General features: G+C 72.6%; 22 protein-coding genes. 10 read left to right on the forward strand and 12 right to left on the reverse strand.

The features are described from left to right. The first annotated feature begins 77 nt into the window (after window positions 1-77). Window positions 78-1,301: an MFS transporter gene (locus tag ACH4D3_RS21535; protein ID WP_398324186.1), complete on the forward strand. Its 1,224-nt coding sequence runs from the start codon at window positions 78-80 to the stop codon at window positions 1,299-1,301. A 62-nt stretch (window positions 1,302-1,363) separates the two neighbouring features. Here ACH4D3_RS21535 and ACH4D3_RS21540 read toward each other — a convergent pair whose 3' ends face one another. Next, on the reverse strand, window positions 1,364-1,960 hold the full coding sequence (locus ACH4D3_RS21540) for a suppressor of fused domain protein (protein ID WP_007444419.1): 597 nt from the start codon (window positions 1,958-1,960) through the stop codon (window positions 1,364-1,366). A gap of 511 nt (window positions 1,961-2,471) precedes the next feature. On the opposite strand from ACH4D3_RS21540, the gene ACH4D3_RS21545 reads away from it, so the two are divergent. Further along, entirely contained in the window at window positions 2,472-3,587 is a 1,116-nt protein-coding gene (locus tag ACH4D3_RS21545) for a magnesium and cobalt transport protein CorA (protein ID WP_398324188.1), read from the forward strand. 33 nt (window positions 3,588-3,620) lie between these two features. Then, the gene (locus tag ACH4D3_RS21550; RefSeq protein WP_398324189.1) at window positions 3,621-4,133 is read left to right on the forward strand and encodes a hypothetical protein; all 513 of its coding nucleotides are present in this window, start codon (window positions 3,621-3,623) and stop codon (window positions 4,131-4,133) included. A gap of 15 nt (window positions 4,134-4,148) precedes the next feature. Here ACH4D3_RS21550 and ACH4D3_RS21555 read toward each other — a convergent pair whose 3' ends face one another. Next, entirely contained in the window at window positions 4,149-4,886 is a 738-nt protein-coding gene (locus ACH4D3_RS21555; protein ID WP_398324191.1) for a hypothetical protein, read from the reverse strand. Window positions 4,887-5,396: 510 nt separating this feature from the next. Between ACH4D3_RS21555 and ACH4D3_RS21560 the strand changes: the two genes are divergently transcribed. From ACH4D3_RS21560 to ACH4D3_RS21570, 3 genes are read left to right on the forward strand one after another with little or no spacing between them, the layout of a single operon-like run. Continuing rightward, the gene (locus ACH4D3_RS21560) at window positions 5,397-6,698 is read left to right on the forward strand and encodes a magnesium transporter MgtE N-terminal domain-containing protein (RefSeq protein ID WP_398324193.1); all 1,302 of its coding nucleotides are present in this window, start codon (window positions 5,397-5,399) and stop codon (window positions 6,696-6,698) included. Further along, window positions 6,688-7,287, forward strand: a complete 600-nt coding sequence (locus ACH4D3_RS21565; protein WP_361003987.1) for a DUF1003 domain-containing protein — start codon at window positions 6,688-6,690, stop codon at window positions 7,285-7,287. Before ACH4D3_RS21560 ends, ACH4D3_RS21565 begins: the two co-directional genes overlap by 11 nt. A 44-nt stretch (window positions 7,288-7,331) precedes the next feature. Beyond that, window positions 7,332-8,465, forward strand: a complete 1,134-nt coding sequence (locus ACH4D3_RS21570; protein WP_373902575.1) for an Mrp/NBP35 family ATP-binding protein — start codon at window positions 7,332-7,334, stop codon at window positions 8,463-8,465. Window positions 8,466-8,543: 78 nt separating this feature from the next. Here the strand turns inward: ACH4D3_RS21570 and ACH4D3_RS21575 are convergent, their stop codons facing one another. The 5 genes from ACH4D3_RS21575 to sigE form a co-directional block, all read right to left on the reverse strand. Then, the gene (locus ACH4D3_RS21575) at window positions 8,544-9,215 is read right to left on the reverse strand and encodes a hypothetical protein (protein WP_398324195.1); all 672 of its coding nucleotides are present in this window, start codon (window positions 9,213-9,215) and stop codon (window positions 8,544-8,546) included. A 230-nt stretch (window positions 9,216-9,445) separates the two neighbouring features. Then, complete coding sequence (locus ACH4D3_RS21580) at window positions 9,446-9,934, reverse strand: sec-independent translocase (protein ID WP_398324197.1); 489 nt, start codon at window positions 9,932-9,934, stop codon at window positions 9,446-9,448. Between the two features lie 146 nt (window positions 9,935-10,080). After that, the gene (locus ACH4D3_RS21585) at window positions 10,081-12,156 is read right to left on the reverse strand and encodes a trypsin-like peptidase domain-containing protein (RefSeq protein ID WP_398324199.1); all 2,076 of its coding nucleotides are present in this window, start codon (window positions 12,154-12,156) and stop codon (window positions 10,081-10,083) included. 94 nt (window positions 12,157-12,250) lie between these two features. Next, window positions 12,251-13,240 carry a zf-HC2 domain-containing protein gene (locus ACH4D3_RS21590; RefSeq protein WP_398324201.1) on the reverse strand — a complete coding sequence of 330 codons (990 nt, stop codon included), beginning with the start codon at window positions 13,238-13,240 and terminating at the stop codon, window positions 12,251-12,253. Further along, window positions 13,237-13,908 carry an RNA polymerase sigma factor SigE gene (gene sigE, locus ACH4D3_RS21595; protein WP_398324202.1) on the reverse strand — a complete coding sequence of 224 codons (672 nt, stop codon included), beginning with the start codon at window positions 13,906-13,908 and terminating at the stop codon, window positions 13,237-13,239. Before sigE ends, ACH4D3_RS21590 begins: the two co-directional genes overlap by 4 nt. A gap of 245 nt (window positions 13,909-14,153) precedes the next feature. On the opposite strand from sigE, the gene ACH4D3_RS21600 reads away from it, so the two are divergent. Further along, complete coding sequence (locus ACH4D3_RS21600; RefSeq protein WP_398324374.1) at window positions 14,154-14,852, forward strand: O-methyltransferase; 699 nt, start codon at window positions 14,154-14,156, stop codon at window positions 14,850-14,852. Between the two features lie 110 nt (window positions 14,853-14,962). Here ACH4D3_RS21600 and ACH4D3_RS21605 read toward each other — a convergent pair whose 3' ends face one another. Further along, complete coding sequence (locus ACH4D3_RS21605) at window positions 14,963-15,130, reverse strand: DUF3117 domain-containing protein (protein WP_003966491.1); 168 nt, start codon at window positions 15,128-15,130, stop codon at window positions 14,963-14,965. A gap of 360 nt (window positions 15,131-15,490) precedes the next feature. Here ACH4D3_RS21605 and ACH4D3_RS21610 point away from each other — a divergent pair, with 360 nt between their 5' ends. Then, on the forward strand, window positions 15,491-16,294 hold the full coding sequence (locus ACH4D3_RS21610; protein ID WP_398324204.1) for an enoyl-CoA hydratase/isomerase family protein: 804 nt from the start codon (window positions 15,491-15,493) through the stop codon (window positions 16,292-16,294). Between the two features lie 455 nt (window positions 16,295-16,749). On the opposite strand, the gene ACH4D3_RS21615 is transcribed toward ACH4D3_RS21610, so the two are convergent. Then, window positions 16,750-17,334 (reverse strand): DNA-3-methyladenine glycosylase I, encoded by a 585-nt coding sequence (locus tag ACH4D3_RS21615; protein WP_398324206.1) that lies wholly within the window; start codon window positions 17,332-17,334, stop codon window positions 16,750-16,752. Beyond that, window positions 17,331-17,690, reverse strand: a complete 360-nt coding sequence (locus ACH4D3_RS21620) for a DivIVA domain-containing protein (RefSeq protein ID WP_398324207.1) — start codon at window positions 17,688-17,690, stop codon at window positions 17,331-17,333. The genes ACH4D3_RS21615 and ACH4D3_RS21620 overlap by 4 nt, the downstream gene beginning before the upstream one ends. A gap of 168 nt (window positions 17,691-17,858) precedes the next feature. On the opposite strand from ACH4D3_RS21620, the gene folP reads away from it, so the two are divergent. Beyond that, on the forward strand, window positions 17,859-18,719 hold the full coding sequence (folP, locus tag ACH4D3_RS21625; protein ID WP_398324209.1) for a dihydropteroate synthase: 861 nt from the start codon (window positions 17,859-17,861) through the stop codon (window positions 18,717-18,719). Window positions 18,720-18,758: 39 nt separating this feature from the next. On the opposite strand, the gene ACH4D3_RS21630 is transcribed toward folP, so the two are convergent. Then, complete coding sequence (locus ACH4D3_RS21630; RefSeq protein ID WP_398324210.1) at window positions 18,759-19,517, reverse strand: TIGR00730 family Rossman fold protein; 759 nt, start codon at window positions 19,515-19,517, stop codon at window positions 18,759-18,761. Between the two features lie 117 nt (window positions 19,518-19,634). Further along, on the reverse strand, window positions 19,635-20,714 hold the full coding sequence (dapE, locus tag ACH4D3_RS21635; RefSeq protein ID WP_398324212.1) for a succinyl-diaminopimelate desuccinylase: 1,080 nt from the start codon (window positions 20,712-20,714) through the stop codon (window positions 19,635-19,637). Between the two features lie 146 nt (window positions 20,715-20,860). Between dapE and ACH4D3_RS21640 the strand changes: the two genes are divergently transcribed. Next, on the forward strand, window positions 20,861-21,766 hold the full coding sequence (locus ACH4D3_RS21640; protein WP_398324377.1) for a heavy metal transporter: 906 nt from the start codon (window positions 20,861-20,863) through the stop codon (window positions 21,764-21,766). Window positions 21,767-21,920 lie beyond the last annotated feature (154 nt).

Raw genomic sequence — 21,920 nt, forward strand, 5'->3', positions numbered from 1 at the left:
ACTATGTGTATACGCCAACCATTTGGCACCCCTCTTGTCCCCCTCCCGTCCCCTCTCGTCCCCTTTGGAGAGCAAGCATGGATCCCTTCGACGCGGGTGCGGGCAGCATCCTGCGGCAGCCCAAGGCCGTGTGGGCGACCGCGGGCGCGTCCGTCGTGGCCTTCATGGGCATCGGGCTCGTCGACCCGATCCTCCCGTCCATCGCCAAGGGCCTGGACGCGAGCGCCGGACAGGTCTCGCTCCTGTTCACCTCGTACTTCCTCATCACCGCCCTGGCCATGCTGGTCACCGGCTTCGTCTCCAGCCGCATCGGCGGCCGCAAGACCCTGCTGCTCGGCCTGGCCTTCGTCGTGGTCTTCGCGGGCCTCGCCGGCACCTCCGACACCGTCGGCCAGCTCGTCGGCTACCGGGCCGGCTGGGGCCTGGGCAACGCGCTGTTCGTCTCGACGGCCCTCGCGGTGATCGTCGGCGCGGCGGCCGGCGGCAGCGCCGCCGCGATCCTGCTCTACGAGTCCGCCCTGGGCCTCGGCATGGCCTGCGGCCCGCTGCTGGGCGCACTGCTCGGCGACGCCAGCTGGCGCTACCCGTTCTTCGGCACGGCCTTCCTGATGGCGATCGGCTTCCTGTGCATCACGGTGTTCCTCAAGGAGCAGCCGAAGCCCGCCCGCAAGACCTCGCTGCTCGACCCGATCAGGGCGCTGGGCCACGGCGGCCTCGCCTCCGCCGCGGTCTCGGCGTTCTTCTACAACTACACGTTCTTCACCGTGCTGGCCTTCACGCCCTTCGTGCTGAACATGACGCCGTACAAGTCCGGCGCGGTGTTCTTCGCCTGGGGCGTGCTGCTCGCCGTCTTCTCGGTGCTGGTGGCACCCCGCATGCAGCGGCGCTTCGGCTCGCTCAAGGTGCTCGGCGGCTCGCTGGTGCTGCTCGCGGCCGACGTGCTGGTCCTCGGGTACGGCAACCACACCGCGGCGATCGTCTGCACGATCCTGTCCGGCGCGTTCATCGGCGTGAACAACACCGTCTACACCGAGCTGGCCCTCGGGGTCTCGGACGCTCCGCGTCCGGTGGCGAGCGCGGGCTACAACTTCGTGCGCTGGTTCGCCGCGGCGGCCGCGCCCTACTTCGCGCCGAAGATCGAGGAGTGGACCGACGTCCACATCCCGTTCGTGGTGGCGGCGGTGACCGCCCTGCTCGGCGCGGTCGTGGTCCTCGTACGGCGCCGGGCGCTCACCGCCGACGCCGAGGAACTGGAGCCGAAGCACGCGAGCGAGGACTCGGTCACGGTCTTCGCCAACTGACGAGACGGAACCGGTGAGTTACGTCACTCCGGCGGGTCGGCCCACCGGGCCGGCCCCCGGTGTCAGTCCAGCGGGACGGACCTGCGCGACGGATCGCGCAGGTCCGTTCCGTGGTTCAGCCAGCGCTCCTGGAGGGCGGGCGCGCCGTGCACCCGCTTCCAGGCGGCCTCGTTCGGCGTCATCGGCAGCAGCGGCAGGAAGCGCACCGGGTCCAGCGGGGCGTCCAGCTCCAGGTCCTCGACCAGGCCCCCCGGCTCGGCGACCAGGACCGAGGTGAACGGGGCCCCGGGCCACAGCGGCTCACCGACGTCCAGCGACGCGCCGGGCGCCACGATCACGCCCTCGACCTGCGGGGACGCGGCCAGTACGGCGAGCGGGCGCAGCACCTTGTCGGTGTCGGCCGCCCCGGAGCGCACGGAGAGCACCAGCTCGGCGCGGGGGCCCTTGACCGGGTCGGCGAGCGCGGCCGTCGGGTCCGCCATGGGCTGGGCCGACATGCCGAGGGTGGCGTAGCGGACGACGTCGCCCTCCTGGCCGGCGGCGGGGAAGCGCAGCACCTCGATGCGGTCGGTGCCGAGGAAGGTGACCGCCGCGCGCGCGTCCGGCTCACCCAGCGCGCTGTGCAACCGGGCCTCGACCAGAGGAAGAACATCAGCCATGCGGCGAGCATAGAACTCGTCGGGAAGAGGCAAAGCGGCGCCTTGACACGTCGGGTGACTGGTACTCTGGCCCAGCGGTTCGGGGCAGCACGCAGTGCGTCGCGATCAAGTCCCCGACACTGTGAACACTCCCCTACGGGGAACCCCTCCAAACAAGGGGAATGGATCGTCCCTCACGAGGGACCGGCCGGAGGAGGTGGGGCTGGCATGGACCGAAGTCGACCGTGCAGTACCACCCGCTCTTCCGGCCGCTGACGCAGCCGCACCGGCTTTCTTCCCGTCGCCGCTGTCCGCAGGCGCGCCCTCGCAAGGAAGAGCACTTCGTCTCGTTTTGCCTGACCCGGCCGTCGGTCCGGGTCAGCAGCTGAATCAGCAGCGAAGTCGGCCACCGCGACGGTGCGGTGCCCCCCGCTTTGTGGACGCGCCGAGCACGCGTGGTCTGGACGTCCTCATTCCGGGTGGTTCCACCCGTCTCCGGCCTCGTTCGCCGCCCGCCGCGAAGGAGCCTGCCATGTCGATGATCCGTGACCTGCGCGCCGCGGTCCGCCCGTCCCGCGTCTCGCTGCGCAAGGACGGCGGTGCCTACGACACCACCCGTGACCCGGCGACGGCCTCCGCCGTCGTCGACTGCGCCGTCTACCGCGACGGCACCCGCGTCGAGACGGACCTGCCGCTGACCCCGCACACGGCGATGCGCCAGGTGCGCCGCGACGGCGGGTTCGTGTGGATCGGCCTGCACGAGCCCACCGAGGACGAGTTCGCCGGTATCGCCCGGGAGTTCGGGCTGCACCCGCTGGCCGTGGAGGACGCGGTCCAGGCCCACCAGCGGCCCAAGCTGGAGCGCTACGACGACTCCCTGTTCACGGTCTTCAAGACCGTCCACTACGTCGACCACGACCAGCTCACCGCCAACAGCGAGGTCGTCGAGACCGGCGAGGTCATGTGCTTCACCGGCCGGGACTTCTTCATCACCGTCCGGCACGGCGGGCAGGGCTCGCTGCGGGCGCTGCGCCGCCGCCTCCAGGAGGACCCGGAGCTGCTGCTCAAGGGCCCCTCCGCGGTGCTGCACGCCATCGCCGACCACGTCGTCGACGGCTACATCGCGGTCGCCGACGCGGTGCAGGACGACATCGACGAGGTCGAGACGGAGGTGTTCTCGCCGGGGCGCAAGGGCTCGCCGCGCGGCACGGACGCCGGGCGGATCTACCAGCTCAAGCGCGAGGTGCTGGAGTTCAAGCGGGCGGTGGCGCCGCTGCTGCGTCCCATGCAGCTGCTCAGCGAGCGGCCGATGCGGCTGGTCGACCCGGAGATCCAGAAGTACTTCCGAGACGTCGCCGACCACGTGGCACGGGTGCAGGAGCAGGTCATCGGCTTCGACGAACTGCTGAACTCCATCCTCCAGGCCAACCTCGCCCAGGCGTCCGTCGCGCAGAACGAGGACATGCGCAAGATCACCTCGTGGGCCGCGATCATCGCCGTACCCACGATGGTGTGCGGGGTCTACGGCATGAACTTCGACTACATGCCGGAGACGCACTGGAAGTTCGGCTACCCGCTGGTCCTGTCGATCACGGTCGGCATCTGTCTGGGCATCCACCGCACCCTCAAGCGCAACGGCTGGCTCTGAACCCGCCCCCGGGCCCCTGGATAGGCTGACCGCATGACAAGCGAGCTGCTCGACCAGGCCCTCATCGAGGAGGCCACCAAGAAGTCCGGCCTCGTCTGGGTCAAGGGCCCCGGGGTGCCCGCCCGGGCGCTGTGGCACGTCTGGCACGACGGCGCGGCCTGCGTCGTCGGCGACGGGCCGGGCGAGCAGCCGCTGCCGGGTCTCGCCGACGGGGCCGCGGCCGAGGTCACGGTGCGCAGCAAGGACAAGGGCGGCCGGCTGGTCTCCTGGACCGCCCGGGTCGTGGAGCTGCCGTCCGGTTCCGAGGCGTGGCAGGCGGCGGTGGGCGACCTGAAGGGCAAGCGGCTGAACGCCCCGGACGGCGAGGCCATGACCGGCCGCTGGGCCCGCGAGTGCCGGGTGCTGCGCCTGGAGCCGACGGGGACCACGGCGCCGCTGCCCGACGCCTCGCTGGCCGAGGCACCGCTGCCGAGCCCGGCGACGACCCGGCAGCCGGTGCCGGCGGGACTGCCGCGCCTGCTGCTGAAGCGCCGCAAGCGGCGCTGACGGCTTCGGGACGGCTCAGGAGGACGGCAGCTGCTTGCCGTAGTCCAGGGTGTCGTCCTTCGTCGGCTGCTCCAGCGCGAAGTCCTTGTTCCAGTCGGAGAAGCCGATCGTGCCCGCGCTGCCCGCCCGCACCAGGCGCATCGGGTACGGGGTGCCCTCCAGGGAGACGTCCAGCGAGCCGCCCGCGCCGTCGTCGCCGGAAATCCGGATGGTGCGCACCCCGGCCTGCTCGTGGCGGCCGTCCGTCTTCACCGTGCCGTGCAGGGTCAGCAGACCGCCGAGGAGGACGTCCTTGTCCGTGAAGCCGCTGAACTTCTTGTACACGGGGTCGCTCTGCGGCACCTTCACGTACTTGCCGGCGAGCTTGTCGGCCGCCTTGGCGTCGCCGCCGTCGTGGCTCCAGAACCCGGCGTCGGCCTTGAGGAAGAGCTGCTCGCCGACGCGCAGCAGTCCGAACGTGGTTCCCTCGGCGGCGACCGACCCGGTCCCTCCGTCGGCCTTCAGCCGCATGTCGAGGGTGTACGTGCTGCCGCCGGCCTCCACGGAGCCGTGCAGGCGCACCGTCCGGGCGGCCCGGGCGGCCGTCCCGGCCTTCGCCTGGATCTTGTCGGCCGGGAGCTTCCCGAGGCCGTTGGTGCCCGCGTCGGGGTCCTCGCTGCTGCATCCCGTCAGCCCGGCTCCCGTCACGGCCAGGGCGCACACCGCGCCCAGCCAGGCGGCCCTGCGGATTCGGCGCCGGGGAGTCACAGACACAGGTGGGACTGCCTTTCTGACGGGGCTGACACGGGGCCGACGGACGTCGGCGGCGAACCGACCGGGCCAGGGCGCAGCGTACCGGGGCCGTGCGGGGCGAACGGAGCCAGTCCGTCCGGACCGGCCACCAGGGCGAGGCGGATCGGGACGGGCTGGGCCTGTCCGGCGGATCAGGTCGCAGGAAAGTCACGGCGCCTCATCGACGCGGGTGAGCGGGGTCTGGTGCGTGCAGCTGCAAGGCGGAGGAGGGAGTCGACGCGATGGGGGTCCCCCCGCGCGAGCGCAGTCGAGCGTGGGGGAGTCGGCGAGTGACGACAACGCGGCAGATGGGCGTGCCAGACCCCGCGTCTGCGGCATGATCCGCCGGACAGGCCCTAGCCTGAAGCGCGTCCGAGCGGGCAATTCGGAAAAGGGACACCGTACGAATCAGCTTTCACTCACCCCCACTCGACTCTCAGGCTCGCGCGCTCCGCTCCGCGAAGCGCGAGCGTGAGGAAAGGAGCCGCGGCCATGGCAGCGGGCGCCCCCCGGATCTTCGTCTCCCACCTCTCCGGCATCGCCGTGTTCGACCCGGCCGGTGACCAGGTGGGACGCGTGCGCGATCTGGTCGTCATGCTCCGCGTCGGCCGCAAACCCCCGCGCGTACTCGGACTGGTCGTCGAACTCACCACCCGCCGCCGGATCTTCCTGCCGATGACCCGGGTCACCGGCATCGAGTCCGGTCAGGTGATCACCACCGGCGTGCTCAACGTCCGGCGTTTCGAGCAGCGGCCCACCGAGCGCCTCGTCTTCGGCGAGCTGCTCGACCGGCGGGTCACGCTCACCGAGACGGGCGAGGAGGTCACGGTCCTCGACCTGTCGGTGCAGCAGTTGCCCGCCCGCCGGGACTGGGAGATCGACAAGGTCTTCGTCCGCAAGGGCAGGAAGGGCGGCGCCTTCCGCCGCAACAAGGGCGAGACGCTCACCGTCGAGTGGTCCGGCGTCTCCGGCTTCTCCGTCGAGGAGCAGGGGCAGGGCGCCGAGAACCTGCTGGCCACCTTCGAGCAGCTGCGCCCGGCCGACCTCGCCAACGTCCTGCACCACCTGTCCGCCAAGCGCCGCGCCGAGGTCGCCGCCGCCCTCGACGACGACCGGCTGGCCGACGTGCTGGAGGAGCTGCCGGAGGACGACCAGATCGAGATCCTCGGCAAGCTCAAGGAGGAGCGCGCCGCGGACGTCCTGGAGGCGATGGACCCCGACGACGCCGCCGACCTGCTCGGCGAGCTGCCCGAGGCGGACAAGGAGCGGCTGCTGAGCCTGATGCAGCCCGACGACGCGGCCGACATGCGGCGCCTGATGGCGTACGAGGAGCACACGGCCGGCGGTCTGATGACGACCGAGCCGATCGTGCTGCGGCCCGACGCGACCGTCGCCGACGCCCTGGCCCGCATCCGCAACCCCGACCTGTCGCCGGCGCACGCCGCCCAGGTCTACGTCTGCCGCCCGCCCGAGGAGACCCCGACCGGCAAGTACCTGGGCACGGTCCACTTCCAGCGCCTGCTGCGCGACCCCCCGTACACGCTGGTCGGCTCGATCCTCGACGACGACCTGCAACCCCTGGAGCCGGACGCCGCGCTGCCCGTGGTCGCCGGGTTCTTCGCCGCGTACGACATGGTCGCGGCGCCCGTCGTGGACGACTCGGGGTCGCTGCTCGGCGCGGTCACGGTGGACGACGTACTGGACCACATGCTGCCCGACGACTGGCGGGAGACCGAGTACCACCTGGACGGGACGGAGCCGGCGACGGGGGAGGTGGGCGCCGATGGTGCCTGAGCGCGAGACGACGACCCGGGAGCGCGCGGCGTCGGGGGCCACCGCGTCCTCCCGGGCCCGCGCCCGTCTCGACCAGCCGCGTCCGCCGCGCCGCAGGCTGCTGCCCGAGTGGGACCCGGAGTCCTTCGGCCGCCTGTCGGAGCGCGTCGCGCGGTTCCTGGGCACCGGGCGGTTCATCGTCTGGATGACGGTCGTCATCATCCTGTGGGTGGTGTGGAACGTGTCCGCGCCGAGCGGCCTGCGCTTCGACGAGTACCCCTTCATCTTCCTGACGCTGATGCTGTCGCTCCAGGCCTCCTACGCGGCCCCGCTGATCCTGCTCGCGCAGAACCGGCAGGACGACCGGGACCGGGTCAACCTGGAGCAGGACCGCAAGCAGAACGAGCGGTCGATCGCCGACACCGAGTACCTGACCCGGGAGATCGCCGCCCTGCGGATCGGGCTCGGCGAGGTCGCGACGCGGGACTGGATCCGCTCCGAGCTCCAGGACCTCGTCAAGGACCTGGAGGAGCGGCAGAACGGCCATCACCCCGACCGCGGGGTATTCCCGGCGGATCGGTCCGCGGGGCGTGACGTACACGACCGCTGACGGGGCTTTCCGTGCCCCGTGGGCGGCGCCGTACCATCGACCCTATGGCTACGGAAGACGCGGTGCGCGAAGCACTGGCGACGGTGAACGACCCCGAGATCAACCGGCCCATCACCGAGCTGGGGATGGTCAAGTCGGTGGAGATCGGCGCGGACGGAGCGGTCGCGGTCGCCGTGTACCTGACGGTCTCCGGCTGTCCCATGCGGGACACCATCACGCAGCGCGTGACGGACGCGGTCTCCCGCGTCGAGGGCGTCACGCGCGTCGACGTCGAGCTGGACGTGATGAGCGACGAGCAGCGCAAGGAGCTGGCCACCGCCCTGCGCGGCGGGCAGACCGAGCGCGAGGTGCCCTTCGCCAAGCCCGGCAGCCTGACCCGGGTGTACGCGGTCGCGTCCGGCAAGGGCGGCGTCGGCAAGTCCTCGGTGACGGTGAACCTGGCGGCCTCAATGGCGGCGGACGGGCTGAAGGTCGGTGTCGTCGACGCCGACATCTACGGCCACTCCGTGCCGCGCATGCTGGGCGCCGACGGGCGTCCCACCCAGGTCGAGAACATGATCATGCCGCCTTCGGCCAACGGCGTGAAGGTCATCTCGATCGGCATGTTCACCCCGGGCAACGCGCCGGTGGTCTGGCGCGGCCCGATGCTGCACCGCGCGCTCCAGCAGTTCCTGGCGGACGTGTACTGGGGCGACCTGGACGTCCTGCTGCTCGACCTGCCGCCCGGCACCGGCGACATCGCGATCTCGGTGGCGCAGCTGGTGCCGAACGCCGAGATCCTGGTCGTGACGACCCCTCAGCAGGCTGCCGCCGAGGTGGCGGAGCGGGCCGGCGCCATCGCGGTGCAGACCCACCAGAAGATCGTCGGCGTGGTGGAGAACATGTCCGGGCTGCCCTGCCCGCACTGCGGCGAGATGGTCGACGTCTTCGGCACCGGCGGCGGGCAGGCGGTCGCCGACGGCCTGACCCGTACGACCGGTGCGTCGGTGCCGGTCCTCGGCTCCATCCCGATCGACGTCCGGCTGCGCGAGGGCGGCGACGAGGGCAAGCCCGTCGTCCTGTCCGACCCGGACTCCCCGGCGGGCGCGGCCCTGCGCTCGATCGCGGGGAAGCTGGGCGGGCGCCAGCGCGGCCTCTCCGGCCTGTCGCTGGGGATCACGCCGAAGAACAAGTTCTGACGTCCCGTACGGGAGTGGGGGCGCTGTCCGCCGGGACGGCGCCCCTCGTCGTACGTACGGCTGCGGGGCGGGCCCCGGTCAGGCGTACGCGGCGATGTCCTTGACGACGGCGAAGGCCAGCCCGTAGGCGCTCATGCCCCGCCCGTACGCGCCGAGGTGCACGCCCTGCCCGGTCGAACCGGCCAGCACCCAGCCGAACTCGGACTCCCGGTAGTGGAAGGGCGTCGGCACGCCGTCCACCGGCAGGGACAGCGTCGTCCAGTCCTCGCTGTCGAGGTCGTCCGCGAGGACCCACGCGGTCTCCGTCTGCTGTTCCAGCCAGTCGTCGCGCAGCGAGTGGTCCATCTGGCCGGGCCAGGTGAAGGACAGCAGGCCCACGCCGGCCAGCCAGGCCGCCGAGGACACCGAGGTGGCCTCCAGCAGGCCGGTGCCGTCGGCGCTGCGCCGGTCGGGGTTGGCCGCGACGGTCACGACGACCGCGAACTTCTCCTTGGCGTCCTGCTCGTCGCCCGCCACGTGCTCGTTGCGCACCGACGGTTCGTCGCCGTGCCCGATCGAGCCGTGCTCCACGGCCCCGTCGGCCGCCGTACCGATCTGCATCAGCCGGCGCCGTCCCGTGAAGGCCTCGTCGAGGCCGTACCACGGGAAGGGCGCACGCAGGTAGCCGTCGACCGTGTGCCGGCCGGCGGGGGACTGTGGTCCGCCCTCCGCGGCCGGCGCCTGCGCGACTGCCCGACTCGTCGTCTCCATGTGCCCGGACGCCTCCTCGCTCTGGTCGGACCGGAACGGCCCGCCCCCCTTCGGGCGCACTCGTCCGGTCCGCACAACAACTCGGGCAGCATAGCCACCCCACTGGCGGCAGCCGGGAAATCGCCCGGCGCGTGAGCCGCGCGGGCGTCGCCTTCAGGGCCTGTGCGCCCCGTCCGGAGTATGAGACACGTCACGTTCCCGCCCGCGGGCCGGGCGTGGGAGGAGCAGGGTCAGGTGGCGTCCATGTCGAAGGGCGGTCGGTCGTCGGCGGGCTTGTCGGTCTTCCCGGGCTTCTCGGGCTTCTTCGACATGTCGACGCGGCCGCCGCCGGACGCGGCGGACGACGATCCGGAGGACGGCGATCCGGCGGACGACCCCGAGGACGAGGGCTCCGCGTCGCGGCCGTGGACCGCGTCGGTGACCTCGGCCATCTCCTTCTTCAGGTCGAAGCCGTTGCGGATCTCCTTGAGCCCCAGCTCGTCGTTGTCCAGCTGCTTGCGGATGAACGTTTTGGGGTTGAGGTCCTCGAACTCGAAGTCCTTGAACTCGGGGCCCAGCTCCTGGCGGATGTCCTGCTTGGCGCTGTCCGAGAACTCCCGGATCTTCCGGATGGTGCGCGTCACGTCCTGGATGACCTTGGGGAGCTTGTCCGGACCGAAGACGAGCACGGCGAGGACGACGAGCGTCACCAGCTCTAGTGCGCCTATGTCATTGAACACCTGAAGCTCCTTGGGATGTCCGGGCCGCCACCACGGTACCCGCCGATCCCGTCCGACCGGTACCGTCCCGTGAGCCCCGAGTGGGTGTACGTGGGCGCTTTCCGAATTGTTTGCCTTCCTGGCGCCTTGTCGGGACCTTCCGGCGGTCAGTCGCCGCCGGAGGAGCCGAGCACCAGTGAGACCTTCGTCTCCTTGCCGTCGCGTTCCAGGGTCAGTTCCAGGCGGTCGCCGGGGCGGTGGGCGCGGGTCTTGACGATGAGTTCCTCGCCGGAGTGCACGCGTTGTCCGTCGACCGCGGTGATCACGTCCCCCGGCTTGATACCCGCCTTCGCGCCGGGGCCGCCGGTGGTGACCGCGGGTCCGCCGTCGCCGCCCTTGGCGCTCACGCGGGCGCCGTCACCCGTGTAGTTCATGTCGAGGGTGATGCCGATGACGGGGTGGGCGGCCTTGCCGGTGTTGATCAGTTCCTCGGCGACGCGCTTGCCCTGATTGATGGGGATGGCGAAGCCGAGGCCTATGGAACCGGCCTGCCCGTCGTCCGACTCGGCGCTGCCGCTGTCGGCGGAGCGGATGGCGGAGTTGATGCCGATGGCCCGGCCCCGCGCGTCCAGGAGAGGGCCGCCGGAGTTGCCGGGGTTGATGGGCGCGTCGGTCTGCAGGGCGTCGACGTACGAGATGTCGCTGCCGTCGCCCTCCTCACCGCCCGCGGTGATGGGCCGCTCCTTGGCGCTGATGATGCCGGAGGTGACGGTGCCGGCCAGGTCGAAGGGGGCGCCGATGGCGACGACGGGGTCGCCGACGCGCACGTTGTCGGAGTTGCCGAGGGGCATGGGGGTGAGGCCGCTGACGCCCTTGACCTTCACCACGGCGAGGTCGTACCCGCTGTCCCGGCCGACGACCTCGGCCTCGGCGGTGTCGCCGCTGTTGAAGGTCACGGTGATCTCGCCGCCGGAGCCTGCGGGCTCCACGACGTGGTTGTTGGTCAGGATGTGGCCGCGGCCGTCGAGTACGAACCCGGTGCCGGTACCAGCCGCCTCGCTGCCGCTCACGTGCAGGGTCACCACGCTGGGCAGGGCACGCGCGGCGATGCCCGCGACGCTGTCCGGGTCCCGCTCGGCCGCCTCGGGTCCGGCCTGGGGCAGCTCGACGGTGCCCACACCGCCGTTCCGTTCCAGGTACGCGCCCACGCCGCCGCCGATGCCGCCGGAGACCAGGGCGATGAGCAGCGCCCCGCCGACCAGCGCCTTCGTGCGCGGCCCGCGTCGCCGCTTCGGCGCGCGGTCGGCCGCGTCGTGGTGCTGTGCGGAGGCGGCCCAGGGGTCGTAACGCCCCCACGGATCGGCGGGCGCGGCCGGGGGCGGGGCCGCGTCGTGGGGCGCCGTGTCGTACGCCGGGGCGGCCGCCGCCGGATGCTGCTCCTGTGCCGTCGGCGGCACCGGGGGCGGGGCGTCCGCGAACGCGGGGTCGGGCACCGCACCCGCGGGCGGAGACACCGACGACGCGCTCGGGTGCGGCCCGTGGGCGTGCGGGCCCTCTGTCGCGGGCGCGACCGGGGCGTGCGGCGCCGCGGCCGTCACCGTGCCGTGCGCCGGGGTGGCCGCGGGGTGCTGGACCGGCGGTGCGGGGGCCCAGGGGCCGGGCTCACCGTACGGCGGGGTGCTGTACGGGTCGGGTTCGTGCAGCGGCTTGGGCCGCTCGGCGTCGGACGTGCCGTCCCCCTGCCGGGGCAGACCGGCATCCGTCGGCTCGGCGGCGTCGGCGCCTCCGTGTCCCGACGACCCGGTGGCCACCGCTGGGCCGGCGGCCGTCGACGGACCGGCGGGAAGACCGTCCTGACGTGGCCCGCCGGCCGCCGTCGGTTCGGAGGCGTCGGCGGCCGGCTGCCGGTGTGCGTCCGGGTGCCGGTGTGCGCCCGGACCGGCCGCCGGGTCGGCGTCGGCTGCGCGGGCCGTGCGTGGACGCGGTGGCGCGTCCGTCGGTTCGTCCCGCTCGGGCCGGGGCAGATCCAGTTCGTAGTCGCCCGCTTCGGCCGAGCGGGGGGTCGCCGCCGGGCGGGCCAGCTCGAAGTCGCCCCCGTCGGCCGCCCGGTCGTCGGTGGCCGTGCCCGTGCCCGTGGTGGGGGCCGGGCGAGGGCGTTCCAGTTCGAAGTCGCCGTCGGGTGCGTCCTCGGACGAGCGGGGACGACTCCACCACTTCGCCTTCGTGGGCTTCCCCTCGTTCATCTTCTCCCCCGCAGCTGGCCGCAGATCGTCGGCTCCGAGAACTCTGGCGCCACCCCGGATTCAATCAGGTTCGCGGACCGGCGCGCAGATCCCGTCAGCGAAGCGGAGGGTACGAGGCGGTCGGGGAAGCCGCCGGGTAGGGGGACGGAGCGGGGTCGGGGGCGGCGAGCAGGCCGGGCGGCCTGACCTCGGGGGCCGCCGACCAGGAGCTCAGGGGGAGTGGCGGAACGGCTTCCAGCGGACGTATCAGCGGGGACATGGCGGCGGCTCCGGCCGTCACCGGAGTGGTCAGCGCCCGGACCGCCTGCTGGCGTGCGTCACCCCCGGCGGGGGCCGGCATGCCGGGCAGCAGTGGCGCCGACGCCGTGGTGGACGCGACGGGGAGGTCACCGAGCGCGCGCTGCCCCTGCCCGAGCAGCGGCCCGCCCGTGCGGCGGCGCTGGCTCTCGGAACCGGTGGCCGCGGCCGAGCCCGGGGTGCGCAGCGGCGTCACATTGCTGCCGCTGCCCGAACCGCGTGCCTCGGTGGTGGTGTCCGGTGTGCCGAGGGTCACGCCGCCCAGCGCGATCGCGGCCAGCGACACCGCTCCGGCGGCCGCGAAGGCGAGCCGCAGGCTGCGCGAGGCCGAGCGGTCGGGTTCCTGCCTGCTCACCTCGTGGATGCGGAAGCCGCGCCCCGACGTGGCGGACGTCAGCACCGGGGCGTGCGACCCGGCGGGGACGTAGTCGAACTCGAACCGCTCGTCCCGCCTCGGGCCGAAGACGCCGGAGGCCGCGGACGCGCCGAAGCCTCCGGGCAGCCCGCTGAACGGCGAGCCGCCACCGTCGAAATCACCACCGCCGGGAAGCCCCTGGAGGCGGGCCAGGAAGCTCTCGGACGGGGCCGGCGGGGCCGCTTCCGCGAAGACGTTCTTCAACCGGCGCTGCGCGTCGACCTCCGCCTTGCACTTAGGGCAGGTCGCCACGTGCGCCAGCACGCGCTCACGCGCGTCATGACCGAGCTCTCCGTCCACCAGGGCGGAGAGTCGGTCTCCCAGGTGCTGCTCTGCGAGGTGTCCCTCGGTCTCAGGCCGTGACCCACTCACGCGCTCGTGCCCCCTCCTCCCAGTGCGGGCACACCGGCCGCGAACGAGCGACGGTCGGCCCGCGCCTTCGGGGACCGGTGCGCGAGCGCCTTGCGCAGCTGGGAACGGCCGCGGTGGATGCGGGAGCGCACCGTGCCCAGCTTGACGCCGAGAGTCGCGGCGATCTCCTCGTACGACAGCCCTTCGATGTCGCACAGGACGACGGCGGCACGGAACTCGGGCGCGAGGGTGTCCAGCGCCTGCTGGACGTCCGCGTCGAAGTGGGCGTCGTGGAAGAGCTGCTGCGGGGTGGGCTCCCTGCTGGGCAGCCGCTCGGCGGCGTCGTCGCCCAGCGCGTCGAACCGGATGCGCTGCTTGCGGCGCACCATGTCCAGGAAGAGATTGGTCGTGATGCGGTGCAGCCAGCCCTCGAAGGTGCCAGGCGTGTAGGTCGACAGGGAGCGGAAGACACGGACGAAGACCTCTTGGGTGAGGTCCTCGGCGTCGTGCTGGTTGCCCGTGAGGCGGTAGGCGAGGCGGTAGACCCGGCCGCTGTGGGTGCTGACGATCTCCTCCCAGGTGGGCGGAGTCCACGCCTGCCCGTCCGCGTCGCCGGAGAAGGTCGCGGTCTGGGCGTGTCCCGTGGTGGGACCGTCGGCGTGGCTGTGGTCAGCAGCGGTGTCGTTCACGGATTTCGGCCTGCCTGCCGATCCGAGGAAGCGCCTCAGCACTCCGCCCCGATCCGCGGGTGCGGCCGCACCTCCCCTGTCGGCTCTGGTGGTGTCCAGTGGAGCCCCTACCATAGCCACCTCGCCCGTTAGCTCCGGATAAGCGGTTTTACGAGAATTTGATCTGGGCCGGTACGGCTCGTCCCCGCCCGCTCGATCGCCTCTCGGCACCGCCTGTTTGCTTCCCCCTTTAAACGACCGGTCCCATCTGCGAGTTCCCGACGCCAACGGATACAGTCACGCCGAGGCAACGACGGGGACAGGAGAGGGTCATTACCGGCAACCGGCAGACGAGCTGGGCGTTCGCCGACGCCTATGTCGCCGAGGACGACGCGCTGCTCTGGGCACGCGACCGGGCCCGCGAGGCGGGTCTGCGCTCGGTGACGCCGGGCACGGGATCCGCCCTGGGGTTGCTCGCCGCCGCCGTGGACGCCAAGGCCGTCGCGGAGATCGGCACCGGCTGCGGCGTCTCCGGTATCCATCTGCTGCACGGCATGCGGCCGGACGGGGTACTGACCACCGTCGACCCCGAGCCGGAGCACCAGCAGTTCGCCCGCCAGGCCTTCCGGGCCGCGGGCTTCGCCAGCAACCGGGCCCGGTTCATTCCCGGGCGCGCCCTGGACGTGCTGCCCCGGCTCGCGGACGCCGGATACGACCTGGTCTTCTGCGACGGCGACCGTCTGGAGTACCTGGACTACCTCGCTGAATCGTTGCGCCTGCTGCGCCCGGGGGGTCTCGTCGCCTTCGAGGGCGTCTTCGGCGCCGGCCGCACGATCGACTCGGGACCGCAGCCCACCGAGGTGCTGCGGGTGCGGGAACTCCTGCGCGCGGTGCGGGAGAGCCAGGAACTGGTGCCGTCACTGCTCCCGGTGGGCGACGGACTGCTGTGCGCCGTGAAGCGCTGACCCGAAACGCCGGGGAGAAGTCCCGCGCACCGGGAAAGGCCCTCGAAGAACAATCACCCCGGCACCGCGAACGGTACCGGGGCGACTGAACGGGTATGGTCGCTCGCGCGTCAGCCGACGACCTTCTTGAGGGCGTCGCCGAGCGCGTCGGCCTCGTCGGGGGTCAGCTCGACGACGAGCCGCCCGCCGCCTTCGAGCGGAACGCGCATGACGATGCCCCGCCCCTCCTTGGTCACCTCGAGCGGGCCATCGCCCGTCCGCGGCTTCATGGCCGCCATGCTCGTTCCCCTTCCTGATACCAGCTCACCGTCACCGCCGACGGCCCGTGAGGGCACGCGCAGTCCGGCTTGGACGCGCGACACCGGCATCGAACACATTGCTTCCCAGCCATTATCCCGCATCCCAGGACCCGATGACCAACATCGGTCGGCATCGCTTGGGCAACGCGCGCGAGCAAAACCACTCAATTCGGCGATGTGACTGCGATACTGCGCGCCCTCACGCACTTCCACCGAATGGATACGGACCGGATTTCTTTGACGCAGGTCACACCTCATGAGCGATCCGTTCCCGGTGATCTCCGTCATGCTGTCTCCCGGACACATGCCACTGCATGCCACGACGCGGAGGGGATCTCCATGGCCGACACCGTGCTCTACGAAGTGAGCGACGGGCTCGCGACGATCACGCTGAACCGCCCCGAGGCGATGAACGCGCTGAACATCGAGACCAAGGTCGCGCTCCGGGACGCGGTGCGCTCCGCGGCGGCGGACGACGCCGTACGGGCGGTGCTGCTGACCGCGGCCGGGGACCGGGCGTTCTGTGTCGGCCAGGACCTCAAGGAGCACATCGGGCTGCTGGCCGCCGACCGGGAGACCGGCTCGGGGCAGACGATGAGCACGGTGCGCGAGCACTACAACCCGATCGTCCGGGCGCTGGCCGGCGCCGAGAAGCCGGTGGTCGCCGCCGTGAACGGCGTGGCGGCCGGAGCAGGGCTCGGTTTCGCGCTCGCCGCGGACTACCGGATCGTCGCGGACACGGCGGCGTTCAACACGTCCTTCGCGGGCGTGGCGCTCACCGCGGACTCCGGCATCTCCTGGACGCTGCCGCGCGTCGTCGGCCCGGGCCGCGCCGCCGACCTGCTGCTCTTCCCGCGCAGCATCCGCGCGCAGGAGGCGTACGAGCTGGGCATCGCGACCCGGGTCGTCCCCGCCGCCGAGCTGCGTGCCGAGGCCGAGAAGACGGCTCGGGCGCTGGCCGAGGGGCCGACGGTGGCGTACGCGGCGCTGAAGGAGGCGATGGCGTACGGGCTGACGCACTCGCTCTCCGAGACGCTGGACAAGGAGGACGAGCTGCAGTCGCGGGCGGGCGCCTCCGAGGACCACGCGATCGCGGTGCGGGCGTTCGTCGAGAAGGAGAAGCCGAAGTACCTGGGCCGGTAGGCGAACACCGGCGGACACGCACCCGCCGGCCCGGCACCCGGCCGCCGGGCCGCGGGCGACCGCCGACGGGCGGCAAGCGACCGGTGACAGGCGGCCGACTGACGGGCCGCCTACGGCCCACGCCGGACGGCGGGCGTTCCGGCGGCCGCCCGCGGACCGCCGATGCCGACGACAGGCGGCCAGGTGACAGGCGGCCGACGGCAGGCGGCAAGCAGCCCGGCGACAGGCCACGGACGGCCGACGGCGGGCGGTAAGCGGGCCCGCGGCTGACAGGCGGCCGACGGCAGGCGGCGAGCAGCCCGGCGGCTGACCGCGGGCCGCCGGTGAGGCCACGGGCGGCCGGTGACGACGGGCGGCCCGGCGACAGGCCGCGGGCGAGCGGCGAGCGGACCTGCGGGTGACCGGCGGCCGGGCGACGGTGGGTGACAGGCCGCCGGTGGCAGGTGGTCCGTGGTTCAGGGTCTGCGGGCCACGCACGCTGCCAGGTGGTCGTCGACCAGTCCGCACGCCTGCATCAGCGCGTACGCCGTCGTCGGGCCGACGAAGCGCAGGCCCCGCTTCTTCAGGGCCTTGGACAGGGCCGTGGACTCCGGGGTCACGGCCGGGACGTCGGTGAGGGTCTTCGGGGCCGGTCGTCCGGCCGGGTCCGGGGCGTGCGACCAGATCAGCTCGTCCAGGTCGCCTGGGTCCCACTCGGCCAGCACGCGCGCGTTGGCGAGGGTCGCGTCGATCTTGGCGCGGTTGCGGATGATGCCGCTGTCGGCGAGCAGGCGCTCGCGGTCGGTGTCGGTGAAGGCGGCGACCTTGGCGATCTCGAAACCGGCGAAGGCGGTGCGGAAGCCGGTGCGCCGACGCAGGATGGTGATCCAGGACAGGCCGGACTGGAAGGCCTCCAGGCTGAGCCGCTCGTACAGCGCGTCGTCGCCGTGGACCGGGCGGCCCCACTCGTCGTCGTGGTACGTGACGTAGTCCGCGGTGGACAGCGCCCAGGGGCAGCGCAGCGCGCCGTCCGGGCCCGCGACGGCCTCCCCGGCGCTCACTGCTGCTCCTCCTGAGCCGGCTTGTCCATGACGACGTGGCGGTGGGCCGCCGCGGCCCGTGCACCCGCCAGCGCGGACTCCAGGTCGGCGATCCGGGCCTCGCGCTCGGCCAGCTCGGCGCCGAGGCGGCCGAGGGCGTCGTCGACGTCGGCCATGCGGTACCCGCGGACCACGAGCGGGAAGCGCAGCCGCTCCACGTCCGCGCGGCCCACCGGTCGGTCCGGGGGCAGCGCGTCCCTCACCCGCTCGGGTGCGGCGTCGGGCAGCGCCCCGCTCTCACCGCCGCCCACCACGGCGAGCGTCACCGCGGCCACCACGACGGCCAGCGCGATGACGAGGAACAGGAACATGACCATCGCTGGGCCCCCATGGTCGGGTCGGCGTCGGTTGTGCCGGAGTCGGTTGTGTCGGGTTCGATCGTGCCATGCGAGTCTGACAGTCGGGGCCTCGGTGGTCGAAGGGCCGCCCGACCGGGGTCGAGAGCGGCACGAGAGAACGGTGTGGACGAGGAGATGTCACAGGGGATGCTCAGGCTGGGCAGGCGCGAATTCGCGGCGCACGAGCCGGTGATCATGGCGATCGTGAACCGGACCCCGGACTCCTTCTACGACCGGGGGGCGACCTTCCGCGACGAGCCCGCCCTCGCGCGCGTGGAGCAGGCCGTGGCCGAGGGCGCCGCGATCATCGACGTCGGCGGGGTCAAGGCCGGTCCCGGGGACGAGGTGTCGGCCGCGGAGGAGGCGCGGCGCACGGTGGGGTTCGTCGCGGAGGTGCGGCGGCGGCACCCGGACGTCGTGATCAGCGTGGACACCTGGCGGCACGAGGTCGGCGAGGCCGTGTGCGAGGCCGGGGCGGACCTGCTGAACGACGCGTGGGGCGGCGTCGACCCGAAGCTCGCGGAGGTCGCGGCCCGGTACGGGGTGGGGCTGGTGTGCACGCACGCGGGCGGCGCCGAGCCGCGGACGCGGCCGCACCGGGTGACGTACGACGACGTCGTGGCCGACATCCTGCGGGTGACGCTGGGGCTGGCCGAGCGGGCGGTGGGGCTGGGGGTGCCACGGGAGTCGGTGCTGATCGACCCCGGGCACGACTTCGGGAAGAACACCCGGCACAGCCTGGAGGCGACGCGACGCCTCGGGGAGATGGTGGACACCGGGTGGCCGGTGCTGGTGTCCCTGTCGAACAAGGACTTCGTCGGGGAGACGCTGGACCGGCCGGTGAAGGAACGGCTGATCGGCACGCTGGCGACGACGGCGGTGTCGGCGTGGCTGGGAGCCAGGGTGTACCGGGTGCACGAGGTGGCGGAGACCCGGCAGGTGCTGGACATGGTGGCGACGATCGCCGGGCACCGGGAGCCGGCGGTGGCGCGGCGGGGGCTGGCCTAGGACCCGGTCCGGGGCCTCGCCCCCGCCCGTGACCGGCCGTTAGCGGCCCGCCTCCTTGGAGACCAGGGCGACCGCCTCGTCCACGTCGTCGGTGACGTGGAAGAGCATGAGGTCCTTCTCCGCGGCCTTGCCCTGGGCCACCAGGGTGCCGCGGAGCCAGTCCACCAAGCCGCCCCAGTACTCCGAGCCGAACAGGACGATGGGGAAGCGGGTCACCTTCTGGGTCTGCACCAGGGTGAGGGCCTCGAAGAGCTCGTCCAGGGTGCCGAGGCCGCCGGGCAGCACGACGAAGCCCTGCGCGTACTTCACGAACATCATCTTGCGGACGAAGAAGTAGCGGAAGTTCAGGCCGATGTCGACGTAGGGGTTGAGCCCCTGTTCGAAGGGCAGCTCGATGCCCAGGCCGACCGAGGTGCCCTTCGCCTCCAGGGCGCCCTTGTTGGCCGCCTCCATGGCGCCGGGCCCGCCGCCGGTGATGACGGCGAAGCCAGCCTCCACCAGGCCGCGGCCCAGCCGGACGCCCGCCTCGTACTCCGGCGAGTCCACGGGCGTCCGGGCGGAGCCGAAGACGCTGATGGCGGGCGGCAGTTCGGCCAGCGTGCCGAAGCCCTCGATGAACTCCGACTGGATGCGCAGCACGCGCCAGGGGTCGGTGTGTACCCAGTCCGTCGGCGCACGCTCGTCCAGCAGGCGCTGGTCCGTGGTGCTCTCCTGCACCTGGTCCCGCCGCCGGAGGACGGGGCCCAGGCGCTGCTCCTCCGGTGGCCGCCTCTTGCCCTCCGGGTTGCCGGTAGCCATGCGAGCTCCCTCCAGTTGCAGGTTCTTCCACCTCAGCGTAGATCTACGCGGGTTACGTACGAGGGACCTCAGCATGTCCGCCACGCAGCGGCACAAACCCGCCGCGGCCGCCGTGGATCACGCCGTCAGCCAGGAGCGCAGGCGCTCCTCCCCCGCGAGGATCTTCGCCACCTCGACCCGCTCGTCGCGCTTGTGCGCCAAGTGCGGGTTGCCGGGGCCGTAGTTGACCGCCGGGACGCCGAGCGCCGAGAAGCGGGACACGTCCGTCCAGCCGTACTTCGGCTGCGGGGTGCCGCCCACCGCCTCGATGAAGGCCGCCGCGGCCGGGTGGGACAGGCCGGGCAGGGCCGCGCCGCTGTGGTCGTCGACCACGAAGTCCGTCACCCCGCAGTCCGCGAAGACCTCGCGGACGTGGGCGAGGGCCTCCTCGGGACTGCGGTCCGGGGCGTAGCGGAAGTTGACGGTGACCACGCACTCGTCGGGGATGACGTTGCCGGCCACGCCGCCCGTGATACCGACCGCGTTGAGGCCCTCGCGGTACTCCAGGCCGTCGATGACCGGGTAGCGGGGCTCGTACTCCGCCAGGCGCGCGAGGATCGGGGCGGCGGCGTGGATGGCGTTGGAGCCCATCCAGGAGCGCGCCGAGTGCGCCCGCTCCCCCGAGGTCTTCAGCAGCACCCGCAGGGTGCCCTGGCAGCCGCCCTCCACCTGGCCGTCGGACGGTTCGAGGAGCACCGCGAAGTCGCCCTCCAGCCACTCGGGGTGCGCCTCGGCGACGTGCTTCAGGCCGTTCAGCTCGGCGGCGACCTCCTCGTTGTCGTAGAAGACGAAGGTCAGGTCGCGGTTGGGGGCGGGAACGGTGGCGGCGATACGCAGCTGGACCGCGACGCCCGCCTTCATGTCGCAGGTGCCGCACCCCCACAGGACCCCGTCCTCGTCCAGCCGGGACGGGACGTTCCCGGCGATCGGCACGGTGTCGATGTGGCCCGCCAGGATCACGCGCTCCGCGCGGCCCAGGGCGGTGCGCGCGACGACGTTGTTGCCGTACCGCTCGACCGACAGGTGGGGCAGCGACCGCAGGGCGCTCTCGACCGCGTCCGCCAGGGGCTTCTCGGTGCCGCTCTCGGACGGGAAGTCGACGAGCCGCGCGGTAAGCTCCGCGGCGTCCAGCGTGAGGTCAAGCGGGGTATCGGCCATGGCCCCGACCCTAACGCCCTGCCCTTTCGGGCAAGGTGCGCACCCGGCGGACACCGAACCCTACCCTCCAGTACCTTGTACGCGTGCTCCAGCCGTCCCCACCTCGCAAACGCCGTGGCCGCCTCGCCCGTTCGGGCGCCGCCGCCATGGTCCTGCTCGCGGTCGCCGGCTATCTGGCGGTGCAGTACGTCACCGGCGGCGGGGGCGCTCCGGGCTGCAAGGTGGCCGGCGGCAAGGGCGTCCGGACGACCTACGAGTTCACGCCGGAGCAGGCGGTGAACGCGGCGACGATCACCGCCGTGGGCACCGCGCGCAAGCTGCCCGAGCGGGCCGTGACGATCGCGCTGGCGACCGCGTTGCAGGAGTCGGCGCTGCGCAATCTGGACCACGGCGACAAGGACTCGCTCGGCCTGTTCCAGCAGCGGCCCTCGCAGGGCTGGGGCAAGCCCGAGGAGATCATGGACCCGGCCTACTCGGCGGGCCTGTTCTACGACCACTTGGTCGAGGTGCCCGGCTACCTCGACCTCCCGCTGACCGACGCCGCCCAGCGGGTGCAGCGCAGCGCCTTCCCGTACGCCTACGCCAAGCACGAACCGGACGCCGAGTTGCTCGCCGCCGCGCTCACCGGGCGGTCGGCGGCCACGCTGACCTGCGACGGGCGCCCCGGCGCGACCCCGCAGAAGGGGCCGGACGCGGTCCGCGCGGCGCTGGTGCGGGACTTCGGGCACGACGTGCTGCGACCGGCCGGCGCAAAGGTGGGCGGCGACGCCGGGTCCCGGCGGCCCGCGGCCGGTTCGGACGAGCGGACCGTGACACTGCCGGTGACCGGCGGCACCGGCTCCGGGTCGGCCGAGGAGCGCGGGCGGCGCGGCTGGCAACTGGCGCACTGGGCGGTGGCCAACGCCTCCTCGCTGCACATCCAGCGGGTCACCTACGCGGGCCGGGAGTGGACCGCGGGCAACACCGACAGCAAGTGGTACCCGATGGGCACCGCGGGCGCCAAGGGCGCGGAGCGGGCGGCGGGAGCGGTGCGGATCACGTCCGCCCGGTAGGGCGCCCGTACGAAGTGTCATCTTTGCGAGTGACCCGCGTCGGCGCGAAGTCGACGCGGAGCACGGGTTTTCGCACCCTCACCCCCGAGCGCGTCGCGGCCCAGGAAAATCAAGGGCCGTAAGGATTCAGCAGACTTTCCGACCGGCGCCCTTT

The sequence above is a fragment of the Streptomyces sp. NPDC018026 genome (genome assembly GCF_044327745.1).
GTDB classification, from domain to species: domain Bacteria; phylum Actinomycetota; class Actinomycetes; order Streptomycetales; family Streptomycetaceae; genus Streptomyces; species Streptomyces rubrogriseus.